Annotated in this window: 18 protein-coding genes and 1 pseudogene; 13 read left to right on the top strand and 6 right to left on the bottom strand. The window is 40.4% G+C overall.

The features are described from left to right. Window positions 1–2: 2 nt before the first annotated feature. The gene (locus DFO72_RS12725; RefSeq protein WP_113882035.1) at window positions 3–1,160 is read left to right on the top strand and encodes a UxaA family hydrolase; all 1,158 of its coding nucleotides are present in this window, start codon (window positions 3–5) and stop codon (window positions 1,158–1,160) included. A 74-nt stretch (window positions 1,161–1,234) separates the two neighbouring features. Next, window positions 1,235–2,320, top strand: coding sequence for an Ldh family oxidoreductase (locus DFO72_RS12730; RefSeq protein WP_113882036.1), 1,086 nt, complete (start codon window positions 1,235–1,237; stop codon window positions 2,318–2,320). Between the two features lie 67 nt (window positions 2,321–2,387). Here DFO72_RS12730 and DFO72_RS12735 read toward each other — a convergent pair whose 3' ends face one another. Together DFO72_RS12735 and DFO72_RS12740 are read right to left on the bottom strand one after the other, a co-directional pair. Then, a complete protein-coding gene (locus DFO72_RS12735; protein WP_113882037.1) occupies window positions 2,388–3,083 on the bottom strand; it encodes a FadR/GntR family transcriptional regulator in 696 nt (231 codons plus the stop codon). 156 nt (window positions 3,084–3,239) lie between these two features. Further along, a complete protein-coding gene (locus DFO72_RS12740; protein WP_113882038.1) occupies window positions 3,240–4,304 on the bottom strand; it encodes a YeiH family protein in 1,065 nt (354 codons plus the stop codon). 419 nt (window positions 4,305–4,723) lie between these two features. Between DFO72_RS12740 and DFO72_RS12745 the strand changes: the two genes are divergently transcribed. The 3 genes from DFO72_RS12745 to DFO72_RS12755 are packed head-to-tail and all read left to right on the top strand — an operon-like array spanning window position 4,724 to window position 7,611. After that, window positions 4,724–5,719, top strand: a complete 996-nt coding sequence (locus tag DFO72_RS12745) for a DctP family TRAP transporter solute-binding subunit (RefSeq protein ID WP_113882039.1) — start codon at window positions 4,724–4,726, stop codon at window positions 5,717–5,719. Between the two features lie 19 nt (window positions 5,720–5,738). After that, window positions 5,739–6,311, top strand: a complete 573-nt coding sequence (locus DFO72_RS12750; protein ID WP_113882040.1) for a TRAP transporter small permease — start codon at window positions 5,739–5,741, stop codon at window positions 6,309–6,311. 19 nt (window positions 6,312–6,330) lie between these two features. Further along, window positions 6,331–7,611: a TRAP transporter large permease gene (locus DFO72_RS12755; protein WP_113882041.1), complete on the top strand. Its 1,281-nt coding sequence runs from the start codon at window positions 6,331–6,333 to the stop codon at window positions 7,609–7,611. A gap of 17 nt (window positions 7,612–7,628) precedes the next feature. Here the strand turns inward: DFO72_RS12755 and DFO72_RS12760 are convergent, their stop codons facing one another. Then, the gene (locus tag DFO72_RS12760; RefSeq protein ID WP_113882042.1) at window positions 7,629–8,246 is read right to left on the bottom strand and encodes a trimeric intracellular cation channel family protein; all 618 of its coding nucleotides are present in this window, start codon (window positions 8,244–8,246) and stop codon (window positions 7,629–7,631) included. A 220-nt stretch (window positions 8,247–8,466) separates the two neighbouring features. Here DFO72_RS12760 and hflX point away from each other — a divergent pair, with 220 nt between their 5' ends. From hflX to glnA, 4 genes are all read left to right on the top strand, one after another. After that, window positions 8,467–9,741: a GTPase HflX gene (gene hflX / locus DFO72_RS12765; RefSeq protein WP_395858165.1), complete on the top strand. Its 1,275-nt coding sequence runs from the start codon at window positions 8,467–8,469 to the stop codon at window positions 9,739–9,741. A gap of 13 nt (window positions 9,742–9,754) precedes the next feature. Next, window positions 9,755–11,026 carry an aminotransferase class I/II-fold pyridoxal phosphate-dependent enzyme gene (locus DFO72_RS12770; protein ID WP_113882044.1) on the top strand — a complete coding sequence of 424 codons (1,272 nt, stop codon included), beginning with the start codon at window positions 9,755–9,757 and terminating at the stop codon, window positions 11,024–11,026. A gap of 188 nt (window positions 11,027–11,214) precedes the next feature. After that, window positions 11,215–11,622 carry a MerR family transcriptional regulator gene (locus DFO72_RS12775; protein WP_113882045.1) on the top strand — a complete coding sequence of 136 codons (408 nt, stop codon included), beginning with the start codon at window positions 11,215–11,217 and terminating at the stop codon, window positions 11,620–11,622. A gap of 102 nt (window positions 11,623–11,724) precedes the next feature. Beyond that, entirely contained in the window at window positions 11,725–13,059 is a 1,335-nt protein-coding gene (gene glnA / locus DFO72_RS12780) for a type I glutamate--ammonia ligase (protein ID WP_113882046.1), read from the top strand. A 444-nt stretch (window positions 13,060–13,503) separates the two neighbouring features. Here glnA and DFO72_RS29935 read toward each other — a convergent pair. After that, a pseudogene (locus DFO72_RS29935) lies at window positions 13,504–14,091 on the bottom strand (DUF998 domain-containing protein). A 233-nt stretch (window positions 14,092–14,324) separates the two neighbouring features. Between DFO72_RS29935 and DFO72_RS12790 the strand changes: the two are divergent. Beyond that, entirely contained in the window at window positions 14,325–14,885 is a 561-nt protein-coding gene (locus DFO72_RS12790; protein ID WP_243856138.1) for a CBO0543 family protein, read from the top strand. Window positions 14,886–15,099: 214 nt separating this feature from the next. Here DFO72_RS12790 and DFO72_RS12795 read toward each other — a convergent pair whose 3' ends face one another. Continuing rightward, on the bottom strand, window positions 15,100–15,384 hold the full coding sequence (locus DFO72_RS12795) for a DUF4257 domain-containing protein (protein WP_113882047.1): 285 nt from the start codon (window positions 15,382–15,384) through the stop codon (window positions 15,100–15,102). 285 nt (window positions 15,385–15,669) lie between these two features. After that, window positions 15,670–16,293, bottom strand: coding sequence for a transcriptional repressor LexA (gene lexA / locus DFO72_RS12800; protein ID WP_113882048.1), 624 nt, complete (start codon window positions 16,291–16,293; stop codon window positions 15,670–15,672). 155 nt (window positions 16,294–16,448) lie between these two features. On the opposite strand from lexA, the gene yneA reads away from it, so the two are divergent. The 3 genes from yneA (at window position 16,449) to DFO72_RS12815 (ending at window position 17,815) form a co-directional block, all read left to right on the top strand. Then, window positions 16,449–16,781 (top strand): cell division suppressor protein YneA, encoded by a 333-nt coding sequence (yneA, locus tag DFO72_RS12805; protein ID WP_113882049.1) that lies wholly within the window; start codon window positions 16,449–16,451, stop codon window positions 16,779–16,781. A 9-nt stretch (window positions 16,782–16,790) separates the two neighbouring features. Further along, complete coding sequence (locus DFO72_RS12810) at window positions 16,791–17,438, top strand: YneB family resolvase-like protein (protein WP_113882050.1); 648 nt, start codon at window positions 16,791–16,793, stop codon at window positions 17,436–17,438. Window positions 17,439–17,581: 143 nt separating this feature from the next. Next, complete coding sequence (locus DFO72_RS12815) at window positions 17,582–17,815, top strand: DUF896 domain-containing protein (protein WP_113882051.1); 234 nt, start codon at window positions 17,582–17,584, stop codon at window positions 17,813–17,815. The last annotated feature ends 55 nt before the right edge of the window (window positions 17,816–17,870 follow it).

Consider the following 17,870-nt stretch of genomic DNA (forward strand, 5'->3'; position numbering starts at 1 on the left):
ATATGAATAATACACTAATGGGTTACCGCAGAAAAAATGGAAAAGTTGGTATACGCAATCATGTCATCATTTTGCCTGTTGATGATATCTCGAATGCTGCCTGTGAGGCTGTTGCAAGACAAGTTCAAGGAACGATGGCCCTTCCTCACGCATATGGAAGACTCCAGTATGGACCAGACCTTGACCTTCATTTCAGAACAATGATAGGAACCGGTTCAAATCCAAATGTGGCAGCGGTTATTGTCATCGGCATTGAAGAAAACTGGTCCAAGAAGATCGCGGAAGGTATTGCAGAAACTGGCAAACCAGTATCCTATTTTTCTATCGAGGGAAATGGCGACTTTGAAACAATCCGACAAGCATCATGGAAAGCTAAAGAGTATGTTCAATGGGCATCTGAACTGCAGAGAGAACCGATTGAACTAAAAGATTTAACGATCAGCATTAAGTGCGGGGAATCGGATACGACTACAGGGCTGGGATCATGCCCAACAGTATCTCAGGCAGTTGACCGCCTGGTAGATGCCGGTGCGACGGTATTCTTTGGGGAAACATCTGAATTAACAGGTGGAGAACATCTAATCGCACAAAGAATGGCAACGCCTGAACTTCATGAAAAGTTTATGGCTATTTATAAAGATTATGTAGGCGAAATCGAATCCAAAGGAGTAGATTTGCTTGGCTCACAGCCAACACAGGGAAATATTGCAGGAGGCCTATCAACTATAGAAGAAAAGGCTCTTGGAAATATTGCCAAAACGGGCACAAAGGAAGTAATTGGGGTGCTTGACCCAGCAGAAAAGCCAGAGAATGGCAAGGGCTTGTATTTTATGGATACTTCTTCAGCAGCTGCAGAATGCATTACGTTAATGGCAGCTGGCGGTGCAGTACTCCATCTTTTCCCAACAGGGCAGGGTAATATTATCGGAAATCCAATTGAGCCAGTTGTGAAAATTACCGCAAATCCGATAACAGCTGGAACAATGAGCGAGCATATTGATGTAGATGTACAGGGATTATTGTCCCGTCAGATTTCCCTGGAAGAAGCAGGCGACAAATTAATGGAAGTTATTTGCCGTACGGTAAATGGCCGCTTGACCAGTGCTGAAGCTTTGGGACATCGTGAATTTGTCATGACAAAACTATACCGAAGCGCCTGATTCAATTTCTCCCTGCACATTTTTGAGCGGGGAGAATCCTTTTTTAAAGAGAGTACAAAAAAAGGAGTTTAGACATGAACACATATAATGAATCGGATCTAAAGGAATTCTGTGAAAAAGTTCTTGAAAAAATGGGAATGCGCAAAGATTATTCGGAAGTTGTCGCGGATTCACTGGTAAAAGCAAACTTAGAAGGTACAGATAGTCACGGGATCAGCAGACTTTCCATTTACGCCAAACGATTTATGGATAAAAGAATAAATGTGAATCCAGATATTAAAGTAACAAAAAAAGCTCCAACCGTGCTTCAGATTGATGGCGATAATGGCCTGGGTCATGTAGTAAGCTGGAAGGCGATTAAAGAAGGTATTGAAATAGCAAAAGAAAGCGGCACTGCAGCAATCGCGATTCGTAATAGCAATCATTTTGGGACTGCTTCGTATTTTTGCCAAATGGCATGCGAGCAGAATCTCGCATGTATAGGCTTTACTAATTCCCCGCCAGGGATCGCACCCTGGGGAGGGAAGGAAGCTTTCTTTGGCACTAACCCAATCGCGTTTGGCTTTCCAACTGGCAACGATCAGCCTGTAATAATTGATTTATCAACCAGTATAGTGGCTAGAGGGAAGATCATATTGGCCGCAAAACAGGGAACTGAAATACCGGATGGCTGGGCAATTGATGAAGATGGGTATCCCACCAAGGAACCTGCGGCTGCCTTAAAAGGATCTGTATTACCGCTTGGCGGAGCAAAAGGGGCTGCACTCGCGCTTGCTGTTGAGATATTAACTGGTGTACTTTCAGGAGCCGCATTTGGCCCCCATGTGAAAAATCTTTATGATGACAATGAAACAGAGAATGCAAATGTTGGACACTTCTTTTTGTTACTGGATATTAAAAAGTTTATGGATTTAACACTGTTCTTTACCTCTATTCAAAATTTGCTGCAGGAAATGAAAGAAGTTCCTAAGAAACCAGATGTAAGTGAAATACGCTACCCGGGGGAAAGAAGAAAAAGAGAAAGTGCCAGCAGGCAATTAACAGGAATTGAATTATCAGGCAATGTTGAACAGGAATTAAAAGAATTGGGGGCGGATTTCCATATCCCTTTTCCTGAGGCAATGTCACTTGACCATTCCAGTAAAAGCTTTTCTCTTTAAAAAAAGCTGTATGGTGATTATTGACCCATCCAATTGGATGAGGCATATAAACACCATAACAGCTTTTTTAGCTGGATAATGTATTTTGAGAAATCGAACATTCTACACTTTCAATATGGTCTATCATACGTTCCTGAGCCAACTCAATGTTGTTCTGCTTTATTGCCTCAAGAATCTTTTCGTGCTCCTGGACAGATTTTAAAGCACGGCCCGGAATGTTAATTGATTTTGTACGTGACTCGGACAGAAGATCGATTAAAAAGTGCATAATTCTTACTAAAACCACATTATTTGAATGATCGGCAAGCGTCATATGAAATTTATGATCCAATTCAGCCAGACGGTCAAAATCCTGGTCACCGCTTACAATTTCGTTTGCTTCCTTAAGGATTTGATCTAATTGCTGAATAAGATCAGGGCTTGAATTCTCTATGGACCATTTTACTGTCCATTCCTCAAGAATTTTTCTGACCGAGAAGAAATCCTTAAATTGATCAGAGGATACAAAAAAAGCTTCAGTCATTTTTTGTATTTGCTGCTCAGGTGAAGCTACAAAGACCCCAGTTCCGTGTTTGGCGGTCAAATACCCATATGCTTCGAGTATTTTATAGGCTTCCCTTACTGTATTCCTGCTGACAGAAAGCTCATTTCCCATTTCTCTTTCACCGGGGATTTTTTCACCTGCTCTGTATACGCCATTTTGGATTTTTTTCTTTATACTATCGGCTACCTGCTCCGAAATTCCTTTTCTATTAATGTCCAAATATACCCCTCCAAGCAATTTACTGATGGGCTTTTTTTATAGGGAAAATGGTTCAATGGCCCAACCTATTTTATTAAATCATTAACGGGTCAAGTAATCAACACCGCTGTCTTAAATTTCTCAAAAGGGTAAATAGAGCTGCCTTCATAGGCAGCTTTAAATGAAATAAACGATTAAAAATCCTAATGCTGCTAAGGCGGCAGCTCCAAAAGTTCCCGTAAAAATTACCTTTCTGTTTAACTTTTTAAATTCAGTATAATTAACTCCTAAACCTAAGCCTGCCATAGCCATAGATAATAAAAAGATACTTAGTGCGATTAGCATTTGGGTCATTCTATCAGAAAGTATGCCAGCCGTATTAATCAGGCACATAAACAGAAAGCCAAAGATAAACCAAGGGACCGGCAAATCTCTGAATCTGGTATTCTGTTTGTTTAAGCTGTGCTTATTAAATATTAATCCGAGTATAATCGCTGCAGGAATTAATAATGCTACACGTCCCAGCTTCACCAGAATGGCAGTATCACTGCTTACATCACCTCCTGGAGCAGAAGCTGCAATGACATGAGCAAGCTCATGCAAAGTTGCCCCTGTTAAAACTCCATAATCGTAAGGGCTCAGGTCCAGTACGGGAAACAAAAAAGTATAAATGATTGTCACAATAGTACCCATAATGGCAATAAAAGCTACGGAGATAGCAGTAAACTCATTTTTAGCCCGGATTAGCGGGGCAACAGCAACTATGGCAGCAGCCCCGCATATTGCAGTTCCAACTGCAATCAGTGCTGATAAATGGCGGTCGATTGAGAGAAGTTTTCCGATATACATCATAAGGATAAGAGTGAAACCGATTACAATTATATCGACAATAATAAGAGAAAAGCCAGCGGCAAAGATTTGTTCAACATTGAGTCTTAATCCCATCAGAATAATTCCCGCGCGGAGAAGAGTCTTGCTGCTGAATGTGATTCCGGTAGATGCATCGGCTGGCACATCCATTATTCCTTTCCAGCTCATGCCAAGAAGTATGGAAACAATCATGATTCCCATTACTGAAAAAACAGGCAATTTCGCTATTGAACCAGCTAATACAGCAAGTATTAAAGTTAGCAGAACTCCTTTTAACCAGCCCTTTTGCAGCTTTAAGGTTTTAATTTTTTTTCTTGTGTGAAGGGGAACTGTTTTTGCTTTATGCAGTTTTGTTGCTCCAGCATTACTCAATCTTCTGCCTCCTTTTTTGTAAAATTGGTCCGGTGGTTAGGAGACCCAACCAATATAATTTCATTTAAGCATTTTTAAAAAGGGTAATCAAGAAAAATATAAAAATTAAACAAAAAAATTTAGAAAGTATTGATTTTTTAGAAAATTATAAATAGAATATGGGTAGTGGTTGGGTGACTGTACCATAACTTAACTAATCTCCTTTAAGAAAAGTCATTCCAAAATAAAAGATTTTAATAGATCAGCAGGATAGTGAATAAAAAGGAGGAATTTTAAGGGGAAAATCAATTTAGTCTAATCAATTAACAATATTAACAGCTAATTTATGTAGAATTGGCGGGGGGAAATCTGAGGAATCCTTGCAGTTTTTCAATCATGTATTTGTAAGGGCTTACAATATAGTGCGGGAGGCGAATTTTATGAGGGTATATCTGTCTATCTTATCAATCCTATTGTTAATATTTGTGAGCGGCTGCTCCAGCAATGTTAATGGCAAAGAGCCGGATGCAGAATATGTATTGAGACTGGGCCATCTTCAAACGGAAACTCATCCTTACCACAAAGGGGCATTGAGGTTTAAAGAGCTGGTGGAAGAAAAATCTAACGGGCGGATAAGAATTGATATATTTCCAAGCAGCCAATTAGGAAATGGAAGAGACCAGATAGAAGGCGCGCAAATTGGCTCCATCCATTTTCATATTGGTTCAGTAGCACCAGTAACCAATTTCGCCCCTAAATTTAATTTGCTTAACCTTCCATATTTATTTGAAAGCCGGGAGCATGCTTTTCGGGTCCTGGATGGGGAGATAGGTAATGAGATCGCTTCTGATTTAGAGAACAGGGGCCTTATCAACCTCGGCTATATGGAGAATGGCTGGAGGCATATGACAAATAATAAGAAACCCATTAAGACAAGTGCCGATGCAGCGAAATTAAAATTGAGGGTCCAGGAGTCACCTCCATACATCTCATTCATCAAAGCACTTGGCTCAACTCCTGTTCCTGTTCCATTCGGTGAACTATATACTGCTTTGGAACAAAAAGTGGTCGACGGCCAGGAAAATCCGCTTGCTCAAATCTATTTAAATAAATTCCAAGAGGTGCAGAGCTATTTGACATTAACTGCCCATAACTATGATGCTGCTGTTTTTCTTATGAGTAAAACAACATACGACACATTGCCTGAAGAACTGCAAAAGGCAGTATCTGAAGCCTCTGAAGAAGCAGTTGATTATGAACGCAAAGTAGCCTTGGAGGATGAGAAAAAACTGCTGGAGGACCTTAAAAATACGGAGATAGAAATTGAAGAGAATCCAGATTTGGATTCATTTAGGGAAGCAGTAAAGCCGGTTTATGAGGAATTTGAAGAAACGATAGGAAAAGAGCTGTTTGATAAGATAGAAAACTTAAAATAAATAACGGGGGTGCAGAAAAATGAGTGAATTTTTCGGGAAATTGAGTGACAAAGCAGATAAGATATCGAGAAATATTGTTATCTTGTTTTTTGTCATTGCATTTATCTCCACAGTGTATCAGGTATTTTCAAGATACGTCCTGCAAAGTGCGATTGCAAAAAGTATACTCCCTTTTGTAGACTTCAGTATTTTCAATTTAACCTGGATTGAAGAACTTATCAGGTATATGTTTGTATGGATCGTGTTTTTAGGAATCGGAATCGTATATAAAAGCAAAGGGCATGCCCAAGTAGAAATTCTCCATCATTATTTATCAGAAAAATGGAAAAGTAAAGTAATGCTGCTGGTTGAATGTATTAACAGTGCACTTTTTCTGTTTCTCATTATTTATGGATCAAGAATATTGAAGTTCTCCGTTCAGCAGATTTCTCCTTCGCTTGGATTGAATATGACTTTTATTTACGGAGCAGTCCTAGTCTGTTCAATTGTCTGTTTTGTTCACTCATCGGTCAATATTTTGGAGCTGCGCACTGCAAAAAGGGATGAAAGAGTGGTCGTTCAAGTAGAACCCCAAAATACAAATATGGGTTAGCTGAAAGGGAGGGAAATTGATGACGGTAGCAGTAATCGTGTTGGCTGTACTGTTTTTATTAATGATTCTGGGTGTGCCAATAGCAATATCTTTAATTATAGCTTCCATTTCAGGATTTATATCAAGCATATATTATATTCCTCTTGAAGTGGTTCCACAGCGTTTGATTACATCAGTTGATTCCTTTCCGCTGCTGGCAATTCCATTCTTCATGCTTACAGGGGAATTTATGATGTCAGGGAGCATGGGCAAAAGAATAGCAGCATTTGCTTTTGCTGCTGTGGGCTGGGTAAGGGCAGGTCTTGCCCAGGTTTCTACCTTAACAAGTATGTTTTTTGCCGGGATATCAGGATCAGGAGCAGCAGATACAGCAGCTGTAGGTAAAATGATGATCCCGATGATGGAGTCCAAGGGATATGATAAAGGATTTGCAGCTGCCACTGTTGCAAGTGCGGGTACAATAGCTGTAGTTATTCCTCCATCCATCCCCATGATTGTATACGGTGTAACTGCCGGAGTTTCCATAGGGGACCTGTTTACAGCAGGCATCATACCCGGGATATTAATAGGCTTGTCTTTAATGATGTTAAATTACTGGTTAACCAGGAAAAACAATTATTCTGAGGAAAAAAGGACATTCGAATTCACAACATTCCGGAAAACTTTATATGAAGGGATATTGGCTTTGCTCTTGCCGTTAATTATTATTTTTGGCATCAGGGGGGGGATCTTTACTCCTACTGAAGCCGGTGCAGTCGCAGCTGCATATGCTTTCATCATTAATAAGTTTGTTTATAAAGATATGGATTGGAAGGATATACCTGAAGCGTTTATAAACGCCGGAAAAATGTCTGCAATGGTTGTCTTTATTATAGCCGGGGCAAATTTATTCGGCTGGTTATTAACGGCTGAACAAATTCCTCAGCAGCTTGCACAGCTTGTAATGAACGCAACTGAAAATAAATACCTAATACTATTTATGTTTAATATTATCTTCTTTATTGCAGGGTGCTTCCTGAACGCATCAGCAGCCATTACGATCCTAACGCCATTGCTTCTCCCAATAGCACTGGGAGCAGGCATTGACCCGGTCTTCTTCGGATTAATCATGGTTGTTAACTTATCAGTTGGTTTAATTACTCCTCCTGTTGGATTGGATTTATTCATAGTGAAGGGAATTGCTGATGTTTCCTACGATAAATTAATCAAGGCTATAATTCCTTTTATTGCAGTAATGGTTTTTGATTTATTTATTATTACTTATTTCCCTGCGATATCAATGTTTTTAACAACCCTATAATATTAAAAAAGCATCGGCTAGCCGATGCTTTTGCTTGTTCCCAGCCTCTTAACCGGAAGCTTCCAATTATATGTGTAAGATAAAACCCGCAAAGCGGTAATAATAATAAACAAAGTGTATAGTTCAAACGATGCTGAGGCAATTCCGAGTCCGACAGCGAAACCGCAGAGGATAGCCCAGACCGCATAGATTTCAGACCGTAATACAAGCGGTTTTCTTCTTGCAAGAAGGTCACGGATGATGCCCCCGCCGCTTCCTGTCAATACAGCAGCCACGATCACGGCGCTTAAAGGGTGGTTCATTTCCGTTGCGTACAATGCTCCTTGGATGGCAAAGGCGGATAAGCCGATTGCGTCAGTGAAATTGCCCCATTTTTGCCAGTGTTTAAGAAGGTTGTTAGGGAACAGCATTACCGCTGTGATGGATAAAAGGGCAATCTGAAAAAATAAACCCTGTTCCCAGAGGGCAGAGACAGGAACACCGATTAGCAGGTTTCGAATCGCCCCGCCGCCAAAAGCGGTAACAATCCCAAGGATGTATACACCTAAAATATCATATTCTTCTTCCATCGCCACAATTGCGCCGCTGACAGCGAAAGCAACAGTGCCGATCATACTTAAAACTTCCCATGTCATATGCTATTTCTCCTCTTGATGCAAAACTATATATCTATTTAAGTTTAAGTTAATTAAAAACGTAAATTCTTTCCAAACAATATGATTTTAACACGGAAAAAAAGAAATACAACCATTTTTTTTATCATTTCAAATGGACGGTGCAAAAGCCTGGGATTAGCGGTAAAAATTAGTATTTAAAAATGTTTTTTGTTATGATGTTATCAATTAAAATAAGTATATGAAAGAGGGATGCTGGTTGGAACATAAGCCAGATTATGAAAAAGTCATTCTTGTCGGCTGTCATACTGATGAAGATGACCAGCGATTTGAATATTCAATGGAAGAATTGGAATCTCTGACTGAAACCGCAAACGGAAAAGTATTATCTTCGATTACTCAAAAAAGGGAACGGGTTCATCCGTCTACATATATAGGAAAAGGGAAAGTGGAGGAACTGGCTGCGCTTCAGGAAGAAATGGAAGCAGATATTATCATTTTTAACGATGAGCTTTCACCTAGTCAGGTCCGCAACCTATCTGCAGATTTGGATGCCAGGATTATTGACCGCACACAGCTGATTTTAGATATTTTTGCGCAGAGGGCGCGCTCTAAAGAAGGGAAACTCCAGGTCGAATTGGCTCAGCTGCAGTATCTGCTGCCGCGCCTGTCAGGCCAGGGTGTCCAGCTTTCAAGGCTTGGAGGGGGAATCGGCACAAGGGGACCAGGTGAGACCAAGCTTGAATCAGACCGCCGGCATATCCGCCGCCGCATTGATGATATTAAAACCCAGCTTTCCGTCATTGTTCAGCACCGTGACAGATATCGTGAACGAAGGAAGAAAAACAAAGCATTTCAAATTGCACTTGTCGGCTACACAAATGCAGGGAAATCCACGATTTTTAACAGGCTGTCTGAGGCGGATTCCTATGAACAGAACCAGTTATTTGCCACACTTGATCCGATGACCCGGAAGCTGATTTTGCCAAGCGGATTTATTACACTTGTGACAGATACGGTCGGATTTATTCAGGATTTGCCGACTACACTTATTGCAGCCTTCCGTTCCACTCTGGAAGAAGTAAAGGAAGCAGATCTTCTTCTTCATGTTGTAGATATGTCTAATCCGGATTATTACCAGCATGAGCAGACAGTCAACAAACTGATAGAAGATTTGGAAAATGATAAAATACCACAGCTGACGGTATATAATAAAAGAGATTTAAAGCATCCTGATTTTGTACCGACCGCCAGAACAGAAACGATTCAGATCAGTTCCTTTGAAGAAGATGACCGCAATGAGCTGAAACGGAAAATCGAGCAGATGATCCTGGGTATGATGAAGCATTACCATGTGGAGGTGCCTTCGACAGAAGGCAAATTACTGTCACAGCTCAAGAATGAAACCATCCTGAGGGAATTGTCCTTCAATGAAGACAAAGAACTTTACGTATGCAAGGGCTATTTCCTCGAGGACCATCAGATTTCAGGGCCATTAAAGAAATATAACGTATAGTTAGGAGAACATCATGTTTCAACAGTTATCACAGGGGGAAAGGCTCCAGCCAATTGTAAAAGAAGTGGAGCAGCAGATTTCAGCAGTTTTATCGAAAATAGATGAGGGGATTGATGAGAATCAATTCCGTGTTTTAAAGAGCTTTCAAAATTTTAAGGTCAGCGATTCGCATTTCATTCCTTCAACCGGCTATGGTTATGATGATATCGGCCGGGATACGCTGGAGGGAATATATGCAGAAGTTTTCGGCGGAGAAGCAGGATTGGTCCGCCCGCAGATAATATCAGGTACGCATGCCATTTCCATTGCACTCTTTGGGGTACTGAGGCCAGGTGATGAGTTGCTGTATATCACCGGCAAGCCATATGACACACTCGAAGAAATTGTGGGAATTCGGGGAACAGGGAACGGATCGCTGAAAGAGTTCGGCATTGGATACAATAGCATCCCGCTGAAGGAAGATGGAAGCATCGATTATCCTGCCGTTGAAAAAGCAATCAGGCCGAACACGAAAATGATTGGTATCCAGCGTTCAAAAGGATATGCGACAAGACCTTCATTTACAATTGAACAAATTGAAGAAATGATCCAGTTTGTAAAAGAAGTTAAACCTGATGCGATTGTTTTTGTTGACAATTGCTATGGAGAGTTTGTTGAAGACCGTGAGCCTTGCCATGTTGGAGCAGACTTGATGGCCGGGTCGCTCATCAAGAATCCTGGCGGCGGAATTGCCAAGACGGGCGGTTATATTGTCGGGAAGAAAGAATGGGTGGAAGCCTGCTCATATCGAATGACTTCACCGGGAATTGGCGCAGAAGCGGGTGCGTCCCTTTACAGCCTTCAGGAAATGTATCAGGGCTTTTTCCTGGCTCCCCATGTTGTCGGTCAGGCGCTGAAAGGGGCTGTTTTTACAGCAGCGCTGCTTGAGAGGCTTGGAATGAACTCCAACCCAAAGTGGGACAGTAATAGAACCGATTTAATTCAATCTGTTCAATTTGATGATAAAGAAAAAATGGTGGCGTTTTGCCAGGCAATTCAATTTGCATCTCCTGTTAATTCCCATGTAACTGCCTATCCTGCTTATATGCCCGGATATGAAGACGATGTAATCATGGCAGCGGGGACTTTTATTCAGGGTGCCAGCATTGAACTTACGGCTGATGGTCCTATCAGGCCGCCATATGTTGCTTATGTTCAGGGCGGGCTGACTTATTCACATGTGAAAATGGCTGTATGCATCGCGCTGAACCAATTGCTGGAAAAAGGTTTAGTCCAAATAAATTAGGTAAATATTAAGAAGGACAGCTACATAGTTAGTTGTCCTTTTCTGTTGCTTTACTGAGAATTATATGAAAATATGAAAGGCAAAAATTTTTTGAAAAAATCATGTTATAAAAGCTAACATAATGTTGACAGATTATCTGACATTACATATAATAAACTCAAGAAGTAATTGAAAAGGGGGAGAAATAGTTGACTGGAAGCGAAATTCGACGTTCCATGCCGCTTTTCCCGATTGGTACTGTTATGCAGCTGACTGACCTGACCGCCAGGCAGATTCGCTATTACGAAGAGCACCAATTAATTTCTCCAGCTAGAACTGACGGAAATAGAAGGCTTTTTTCCTTAAACGACATCGATGTCCTTTTGGAAATCAAAGATTTGATTGATCAAGGCGTGAACATGGCTGGGATCAAGCAGCTATTTTTCGTAAAAGAACAGCAAGCGATAACTGAAAACTTGGATAAGCAGGCAGAAAAAGCGAGACGGGATCTATCAGATGAAGAAATCCGGAAACTTCTTCGCAAGGAAATAGTGCAGGCCGGCCGGTTTAATCGCTCATCATTGCGGCAGGGCAACATGCACCGCTTTTTCCATTAATAACGCCGTTTTTAAGCTCGTTGATTTTGTCTTGGATTTCTGAGCGCACATTAACAGAGCAAAAAATAAATCACTCATGTAAATTTAAGGGAGGAACTACCAGTGGCAAAGTTTACTAAAGAAGATATTAAGCGTATTGCAGAAGAGGAAAATGTAAAATTCGTCCGTTTACAGTTTACGGATATTCTTGGAACAATCAAGAACGTGGAAATTCCGATCAGCCAGCTTGAAAAAGCGCTTGATAACAAAATGATGTTTGACGGATCTTCAATCGAAGGTTTCGTGCGTATTGAAGAATCAGACATGAATCTATATCCAGACCTTGATACATGGGTGGTATTCCCTTGGACAGCAGAAAAAGGAAAGGTTGCACGTCTGATCTGTGATATTTACAATCCGGATGGAACTCCATTCCTTGGCGATCCGCGCAGCAACTTAAAACGTATTTTAGCAGAGATGGAAGAGTTGGGATACTCTGATTTCAACTTAGGGCCTGAGCCGGAATTCTTCCTATTCAAGCTTGACCAGGCGGGAGAGCCGACTCTTGAACTGAACGACAATGGCGGATACTTCGACCTTGCGCCAACTGACCTTGGTGAAAACTGCCGCCGCGATATCGTGCTTGAGCTTGAAGAAATGGGCTTTGAAATTGAAGCTTCCCACCATGAGGTTGCACCTGGACAGCACGAAATCGACTTCAAATATGCGGATGCATTAACAGCTTGCGACCAGATCCAGACATTCAAGCTTGTTGTTAAAACAATTGCCCGCAAGCATGGCCTGCACGCGACATTCATGCCTAAACCGCTGTTCGGTGTTAACGGTTCAGGTATGCACTGCAATGTTTCATTATTTAAGGATGGCAAAAATGCATTCTTCAACGAAACAGGCGATCTTCAATTAAGTGAAGATGCTCGCCACTTTATCGCAGGCATCATCAATCATGCAACAGCATTTACTGCAGTAACAAACCCAATCGTTAACTCTTATAAGCGCTTGGTTCCTGGTTATGAAGCACCTTGTTATGTTGCATGGTCTGCTCAAAACCGTTCACCGCTTATCCGTATCCCGGCTTCACGCGGTGTAAGCACACGTGTTGAAGTTCGCAGTGTTGACCCTGCTGCAAACCCATACCTTGCGATGGCTGTACTTCTAAAAGCTGGTCTTGACGGAATCAAGAACAAATTGACTCCTCCGGCACCAGTAGACCGCAACATTTATGTAATGAACAAGCAGGAACGTGAAGAAGAAGGCATCAAGGATCTTCCGGCTACATTGGCTGCTGCCCTTGATGAGCTTAAGAAGGATGAAGTCATTGTATCCGCTCTAGGCGAACATATCTTCGAACACTTCATTGAAGCGAAAGAAATTGAGTGGGATATGTTCCGTACGCAAGTGCATCCATGGGAGCGCGAGCAGTACCTGAGCATGTACTAAGAGGCAATAAACCCTTGATACCATTGGTATTAAGGGTTTTTCTTTTTGGGGAAAAGGGGAGGCTATTTATTAGGGTTTTTTATTCTACCCTATTCTGCCCCTTCTTTAAGAATTTCCTCACTTAGTTTTTCAATACTTGCATTCGAGTACTTTCAATTTTTTTTACTTGAAACGGAGTGTAAGACCATATCTGCTCTGATTTGCCCGTTACTGAAAATAATGATAATTAGTTACAAGCCATATTCAGTACTTAAGCATGTACTATAAATTAAACCTCTTGACACCATTTTTGTTTAGGGGTTTTTGTTATGGCTAAAAGTATTCCAAGGCTGGCAGCCGTAACTTTCTCTGTTCCAGTTGGTCAATTATCCATAAACGAAAAGTGAGTTAATTAAGGTATTTAAAAGAGCTCAAGAGCTAAGGAAGTGGAGGGATGAAAACAAATCATTTACTTAAAATAAACGCTAGTACAGTACCCCATATGAAAATCACTAAATAGCATAACCTCTTCAATAAACCGGCTGGCATAGGGATGAAATTTATTAAGAGGATGAGTATAAGAATGACTAGTAATAAGACTATGCAGTATTGAGTCCAGCGTCTTCATTTTTCTAAAGATTTGCAAATATATAAAGACCGGGCAAGACAGTAATCATGCCAAGTTGATATAAATTTATATCAGCTGGCATTAAGCCGGACACAATATTACCTAAAGCTAGGATAAGAATAAAAATTGTAGCTAACCCGTTTAATCTTGTCTTCTCAAGGTTTTGTGAAAGATACAAAAAAACAAATTAAAAGGTTAATCCGTTACTAATAAACAATACATTCATCCAAAAATGGTAAGGAGAACAAATCTCATGAGGTGCAATTGAATAGGTGTATTGCCCGCAAGAAGTAACGCCAAGGTCGCTCATTGCATGATTGAAAAAACTGTACGGAACTGTAGCAGTCAAAATGAAGGATGGTTCATTTAAAATACAAACAAGTAGCAAACCAACTTAAAATACCGAGCTTCTTTGAAATGTTCAGACGACTCACCCTTTACAAAAGTGTTATATGTAAATTGTATATCCAAAAATGTTAAGAGGGATAGTCTTGGAGATTATATTTGAATAGGGCTAGAGGTTGATGCAGGTACTTCTAAAAAATACAAGCTGAATCAGTTTATTAGGTGGTAAAGGGGTCGGATAAGAATAAAAGATAATTAATATGAAATATTAAGCATTAGACGCGAGGCAAGGAATGTAAAAGGCGGGTGAATCATGACATTCCAAGAAGGATTAAATCAACTTGATAAGACTAATAAGATCATTACCGATGCAAATAAATTGATTGCCGATGTTAATTTAAACACTTTCTTATTTACTTTAAGCTGGTGGGCAGCCTTAGCGATGTTACTTGTTCCTTGGATTTTGTGGGCATTTTTTCGGAAAAAAGAGAGTTCTGCCCGTTTGTTATTTGCGGCTTTTATAACGATGATAATCTCTACAACCATCGATGGATTAGGTGTTGATTTTGGTAAATGGGCCTATCCGGTAAAGGTCATTCCAATACCAACGATCAGCTACTCATTTCGATATGGAATTGTTCCAGTAGCTATAATGTTTTTAATTCAATTCAAACCAAATATTAATCCAATAGTGAAGGCTGTATTGTTCGGTGGGTTTGGTGCTTTTGTGGGAATGCCTATCATGTCAATTCTGCACTTATATAAAAAAATCGACTGGGCCTATACTTATTCCTTTTTTATCTTAGTTTTACTATACTTAATTGCCCATTGGTTTAGCAGAAGGAGCAGTTTTGAAAAAATAGTAAAAGAGTAAAAAATCCGGGATTTTTACCGGAAACCTTTTATATTATTGTTTCGTACGGAGGTATATCCCTGGGAGAACGGACAAAATATGTGCACTTACTAAGAAAATCCGAAATCCGAAAACCCCTGTTTGCTGGGAGCAGGGGGTTTTTATATAAATCAAATACAAAAACCCCGTTTCTAAGTGAACGAGGTTTTACTAATTTGTATTTCTCTGCATCTCTCTATTCTTTATGCCTGATCTTTAGGAAATCGAGACATGTCAGCAGTGCGTCTCCTCCAAATCCTGCAATTACCGCAAGGAGCACTACCTTTAAGGCAGAGTCAGGATCTGAAGATACGACCAAAAAAACAGCCGCTAAAGCCCCCATGATAACTTCTTCTAAGACCCCCAGATAGATGAATTTTTTTGTCCTTCTGGGTTTGACCATTTTGCCTTCTTTCCGAATATGTCCAACGACACCGACCAGCCCACCAATCAACAAAGCGAAGGTAATGTTCAAAAACATTTTTTCTTCACACTCCTAAAGTCGAGATTTTGGACAAGCGACCTTAGGTTGATTCTCGGTGTATTACCATTATATAGAAAGTGGCTATAAATTAATATGCATAAAAATACCGAATTTTCTGAATAATAAAATAGTCATACATGACTGTAACTTAGGACCACAAGAAAAGGTATCAGTTACTTTCGTATGATTTCGCTAATAGCATCAGGTAATAGGAACTGATAACCTTCTTAAAATTGGAAAAAATAAAAAGCAGGCAGTGGCTGCTTGCTTTTTATCTTTCTATTAATGCATATGGCGGTATACACCTATAACTTTGCCGAGGATAGAAACATTTCGAAGGATGATAGGTTCCATTGTAGAGTTTTCCGGCTGAAGCCGGATATAGTCTTTTTCTTTAAAGAATCTTTTGACAGTAGCTTCATCTTCCTCTGTCATGGCAACCACGATATCTCCATTATTGGCAGTGCTCTGCTGTTTGACGATGACATAGTCGCCATCAAGGATTCCGGCTTCAATCATACTTTCTCCCATGATTTCAAGCATGAATACATGCTCATCAGCTGGTGCCATTCTTTCTGGAAGAGGGAAGTATTCTTCAACATTTTCAATGGCCGTTATCGGCTGCCCTGCAGTTACTTTACCAACGATCGGAACATTGACAGCACTGATTTTAGGGATGTGCGAAGACTCGTCCAGATCTAAAATTTCAATTGCGCGAGGTTTGGTAGGGTCCCTGCGGATCAGCCCTTTGCTTTCAAGACGGGCGAGATGGCCGTGAACTGTTGAGCTTGAAGCCAGGCCGACTGCTTCTCCGATTTCCCTTACAGAAGGAGGATAGCCTCTCAATTTAACTTCTTCTTTAATAAACTCTAATATATCTTGCTGCCTTTTTGATAATTTCACCATCTTTACGCACCTCGTATGTTTTTGTTGTCTCAATTATAGCATCAATTACCATATGATACAAACATAAGTTCGAATTTTTATTGACACAAAACAAATGTTCGGTCTATAATAAAAATAACAAATACGAACATACATTCTTTTAGAGGTGGTATATCATGCTGAAAAAATTGTGGAAATCATATTCTTATGCTATTATTCTCTTCGTTTTAAGCCTGGCAGCATCGTTTATTATGCTCGTGCAAATAGAAACACCTGATACGGAAAAGTTTGTGAAAGTCACTGTTGCAGAAGGTGACTCTTTATGGGAAATTGCTGAGAGTTTTTCGGCAGAACATTCGCTGTCTACAGATCAATTTATTAATTGGGTCGAACAAAATAATGAGATAGCAGCAGGAAGAATTTTTCCGGGCGATGAAATTGTTATTCCAGTAAAAGCATTGGATGACGAGCCTTATAAAGAGCTTGCCAGTTCAGACCTTTACGAATAAGGAGAAGCTATGAAAGCAATTATTTACTGCAGGGTTAGTACAACAAAGGAAACTCAGGAAACGTCCCTTTCAAGGCAGGAAGAAGAGCTGGTAAATCTGGCGAAAAAGCATGATTTTGAAGTAGTCAAGGTGATACGCGAGCAGGCCAGCGGATATGACCTTGAAAGGGACGGTATATTGGAGCTTTTAGACTTAATTAAAGAAAAGGATATCAAGGTTGTCCTCATTCAGGATGAAACCAGGCTGGGGCGGGGCAATGCAAAGATTGCGATACTCCATTGCATCCTAAAGGAAGAAGTCCAGCTGTACAGCATTTCGAATAACGGCCAGCTCGAGCTTTCGGAATCAGATTCGATGGTGCTGAACATTGTTGGGATGGTAGAAGAATATCAGAGAAAGCTTCATAACATCAAAATTAGACGCGGCATGCAGCGGGCTGTTGATAAAGGATACCGCCCCGAGAAGAACTTAAGCAATCAGGGAGCAAATGGCGGCAGGGAAAGGATAGAGGTGCCGATAGAGGAAATTGTCCGGCTAAGGAAAAACGAGTTAACATTTGCAGAGATTGCTGCAACTCTCAGGGGCTTTGGGTACAATATCTCAAAAGCAACAGTCCATAGAAGGTATAAAGAGCATATGGAATCATTTGCTGAATAGAGCACTTTTCTTGTCAAAAGTGTTCTTTTTTAGTATGATGGCAGTTGAGTTTCAGTATTGTTCCATATCTGAAGCTATTGTATAATAAAAACTTCTATCAGAATATCCAAAGGTAAACTTTTGATATAAAGGAGCTTTAATATATGCTGCCAAAACAAAAACTTGCCCGAATTAATGAACTGACAAAGAAGGCAAAGGAATCAGGTTTAACAGAAGCAGAAGCAAAAGAACAGACTTCTCTCCGCAAAGAGTATTTGGAGACTTTCCGCTCTGGCATGCTGAACACGCTTAAAGGTGTTACAATCGTTGATCCGAAAGGAAATGACGTAACTCCGAAAAAACTGAAAGAATTCCAAAATAAAAACCGCCTTCACTAATATTATAATTGAAAGGGATACACAATGCTGTATTCCTTCTTTTAATAGAAAGCGG

Source organism: Cytobacillus oceanisediminis, assembly GCF_004366035.1.
In the GTDB taxonomy this organism is placed as follows: domain Bacteria; phylum Bacillota; class Bacilli; order Bacillales; family Cytobacillaceae; genus Cytobacillus; species Cytobacillus oceanisediminis_C.

Excerpts from the sequence above, each read along its gene's own strand:
- DFO72_RS12725 (WP_113882035.1), top strand. The coding sequence starts at position 3 with ATGAATAATACACTAATGGGTTACCGCAGAAAAAATGGAAAAGTTGGT.
- DFO72_RS12730 (WP_113882036.1), top strand. The coding sequence starts at position 1,235 with ATGAACACATATAATGAATCGGATCTAAAGGAATTCTGTGAAAAAGTT.
- DFO72_RS12745 (WP_113882039.1), top strand. The coding sequence starts at position 4,724 with ATGAGGGTATATCTGTCTATCTTATCAATCCTATTGTTAATATTTGTG.
- DFO72_RS12750 (WP_113882040.1), top strand. The coding sequence starts at position 5,739 with ATGAGTGAATTTTTCGGGAAATTGAGTGACAAAGCAGATAAGATATCG.
- DFO72_RS12755 (WP_113882041.1), top strand. The coding sequence starts at position 6,331 with ATGACGGTAGCAGTAATCGTGTTGGCTGTACTGTTTTTATTAATGATT.
- DFO72_RS12760 (WP_113882042.1), bottom strand. The coding sequence starts at position 8,246 with ATGACATGGGAAGTTTTAAGTATGATCGGCACTGTTGCTTTCGCTGTC.
- hflX (WP_395858165.1), top strand. The coding sequence starts at position 8,467 with ATGAAAGAGGGATGCTGGTTGGAACATAAGCCAGATTATGAAAAAGTC.
- DFO72_RS12770 (WP_113882044.1), top strand. The coding sequence starts at position 9,755 with ATGTTTCAACAGTTATCACAGGGGGAAAGGCTCCAGCCAATTGTAAAA.
- DFO72_RS12790 (WP_243856138.1), top strand. The coding sequence starts at position 14,325 with ATGACATTCCAAGAAGGATTAAATCAACTTGATAAGACTAATAAGATC.
- DFO72_RS12795 (WP_113882047.1), bottom strand. The coding sequence starts at position 15,384 with ATGTTTTTGAACATTACCTTCGCTTTGTTGATTGGTGGGCTGGTCGGT.
- lexA (WP_113882048.1), bottom strand. The coding sequence starts at position 16,293 with ATGGTGAAATTATCAAAAAGGCAGCAAGATATATTAGAGTTTATTAAA.
- yneA (WP_113882049.1), top strand. The coding sequence starts at position 16,449 with ATGCTGAAAAAATTGTGGAAATCATATTCTTATGCTATTATTCTCTTC.
- DFO72_RS12810 (WP_113882050.1), top strand. The coding sequence starts at position 16,791 with ATGAAAGCAATTATTTACTGCAGGGTTAGTACAACAAAGGAAACTCAG.
- DFO72_RS12815 (WP_113882051.1), top strand. The coding sequence starts at position 17,582 with ATGCTGCCAAAACAAAAACTTGCCCGAATTAATGAACTGACAAAGAAG.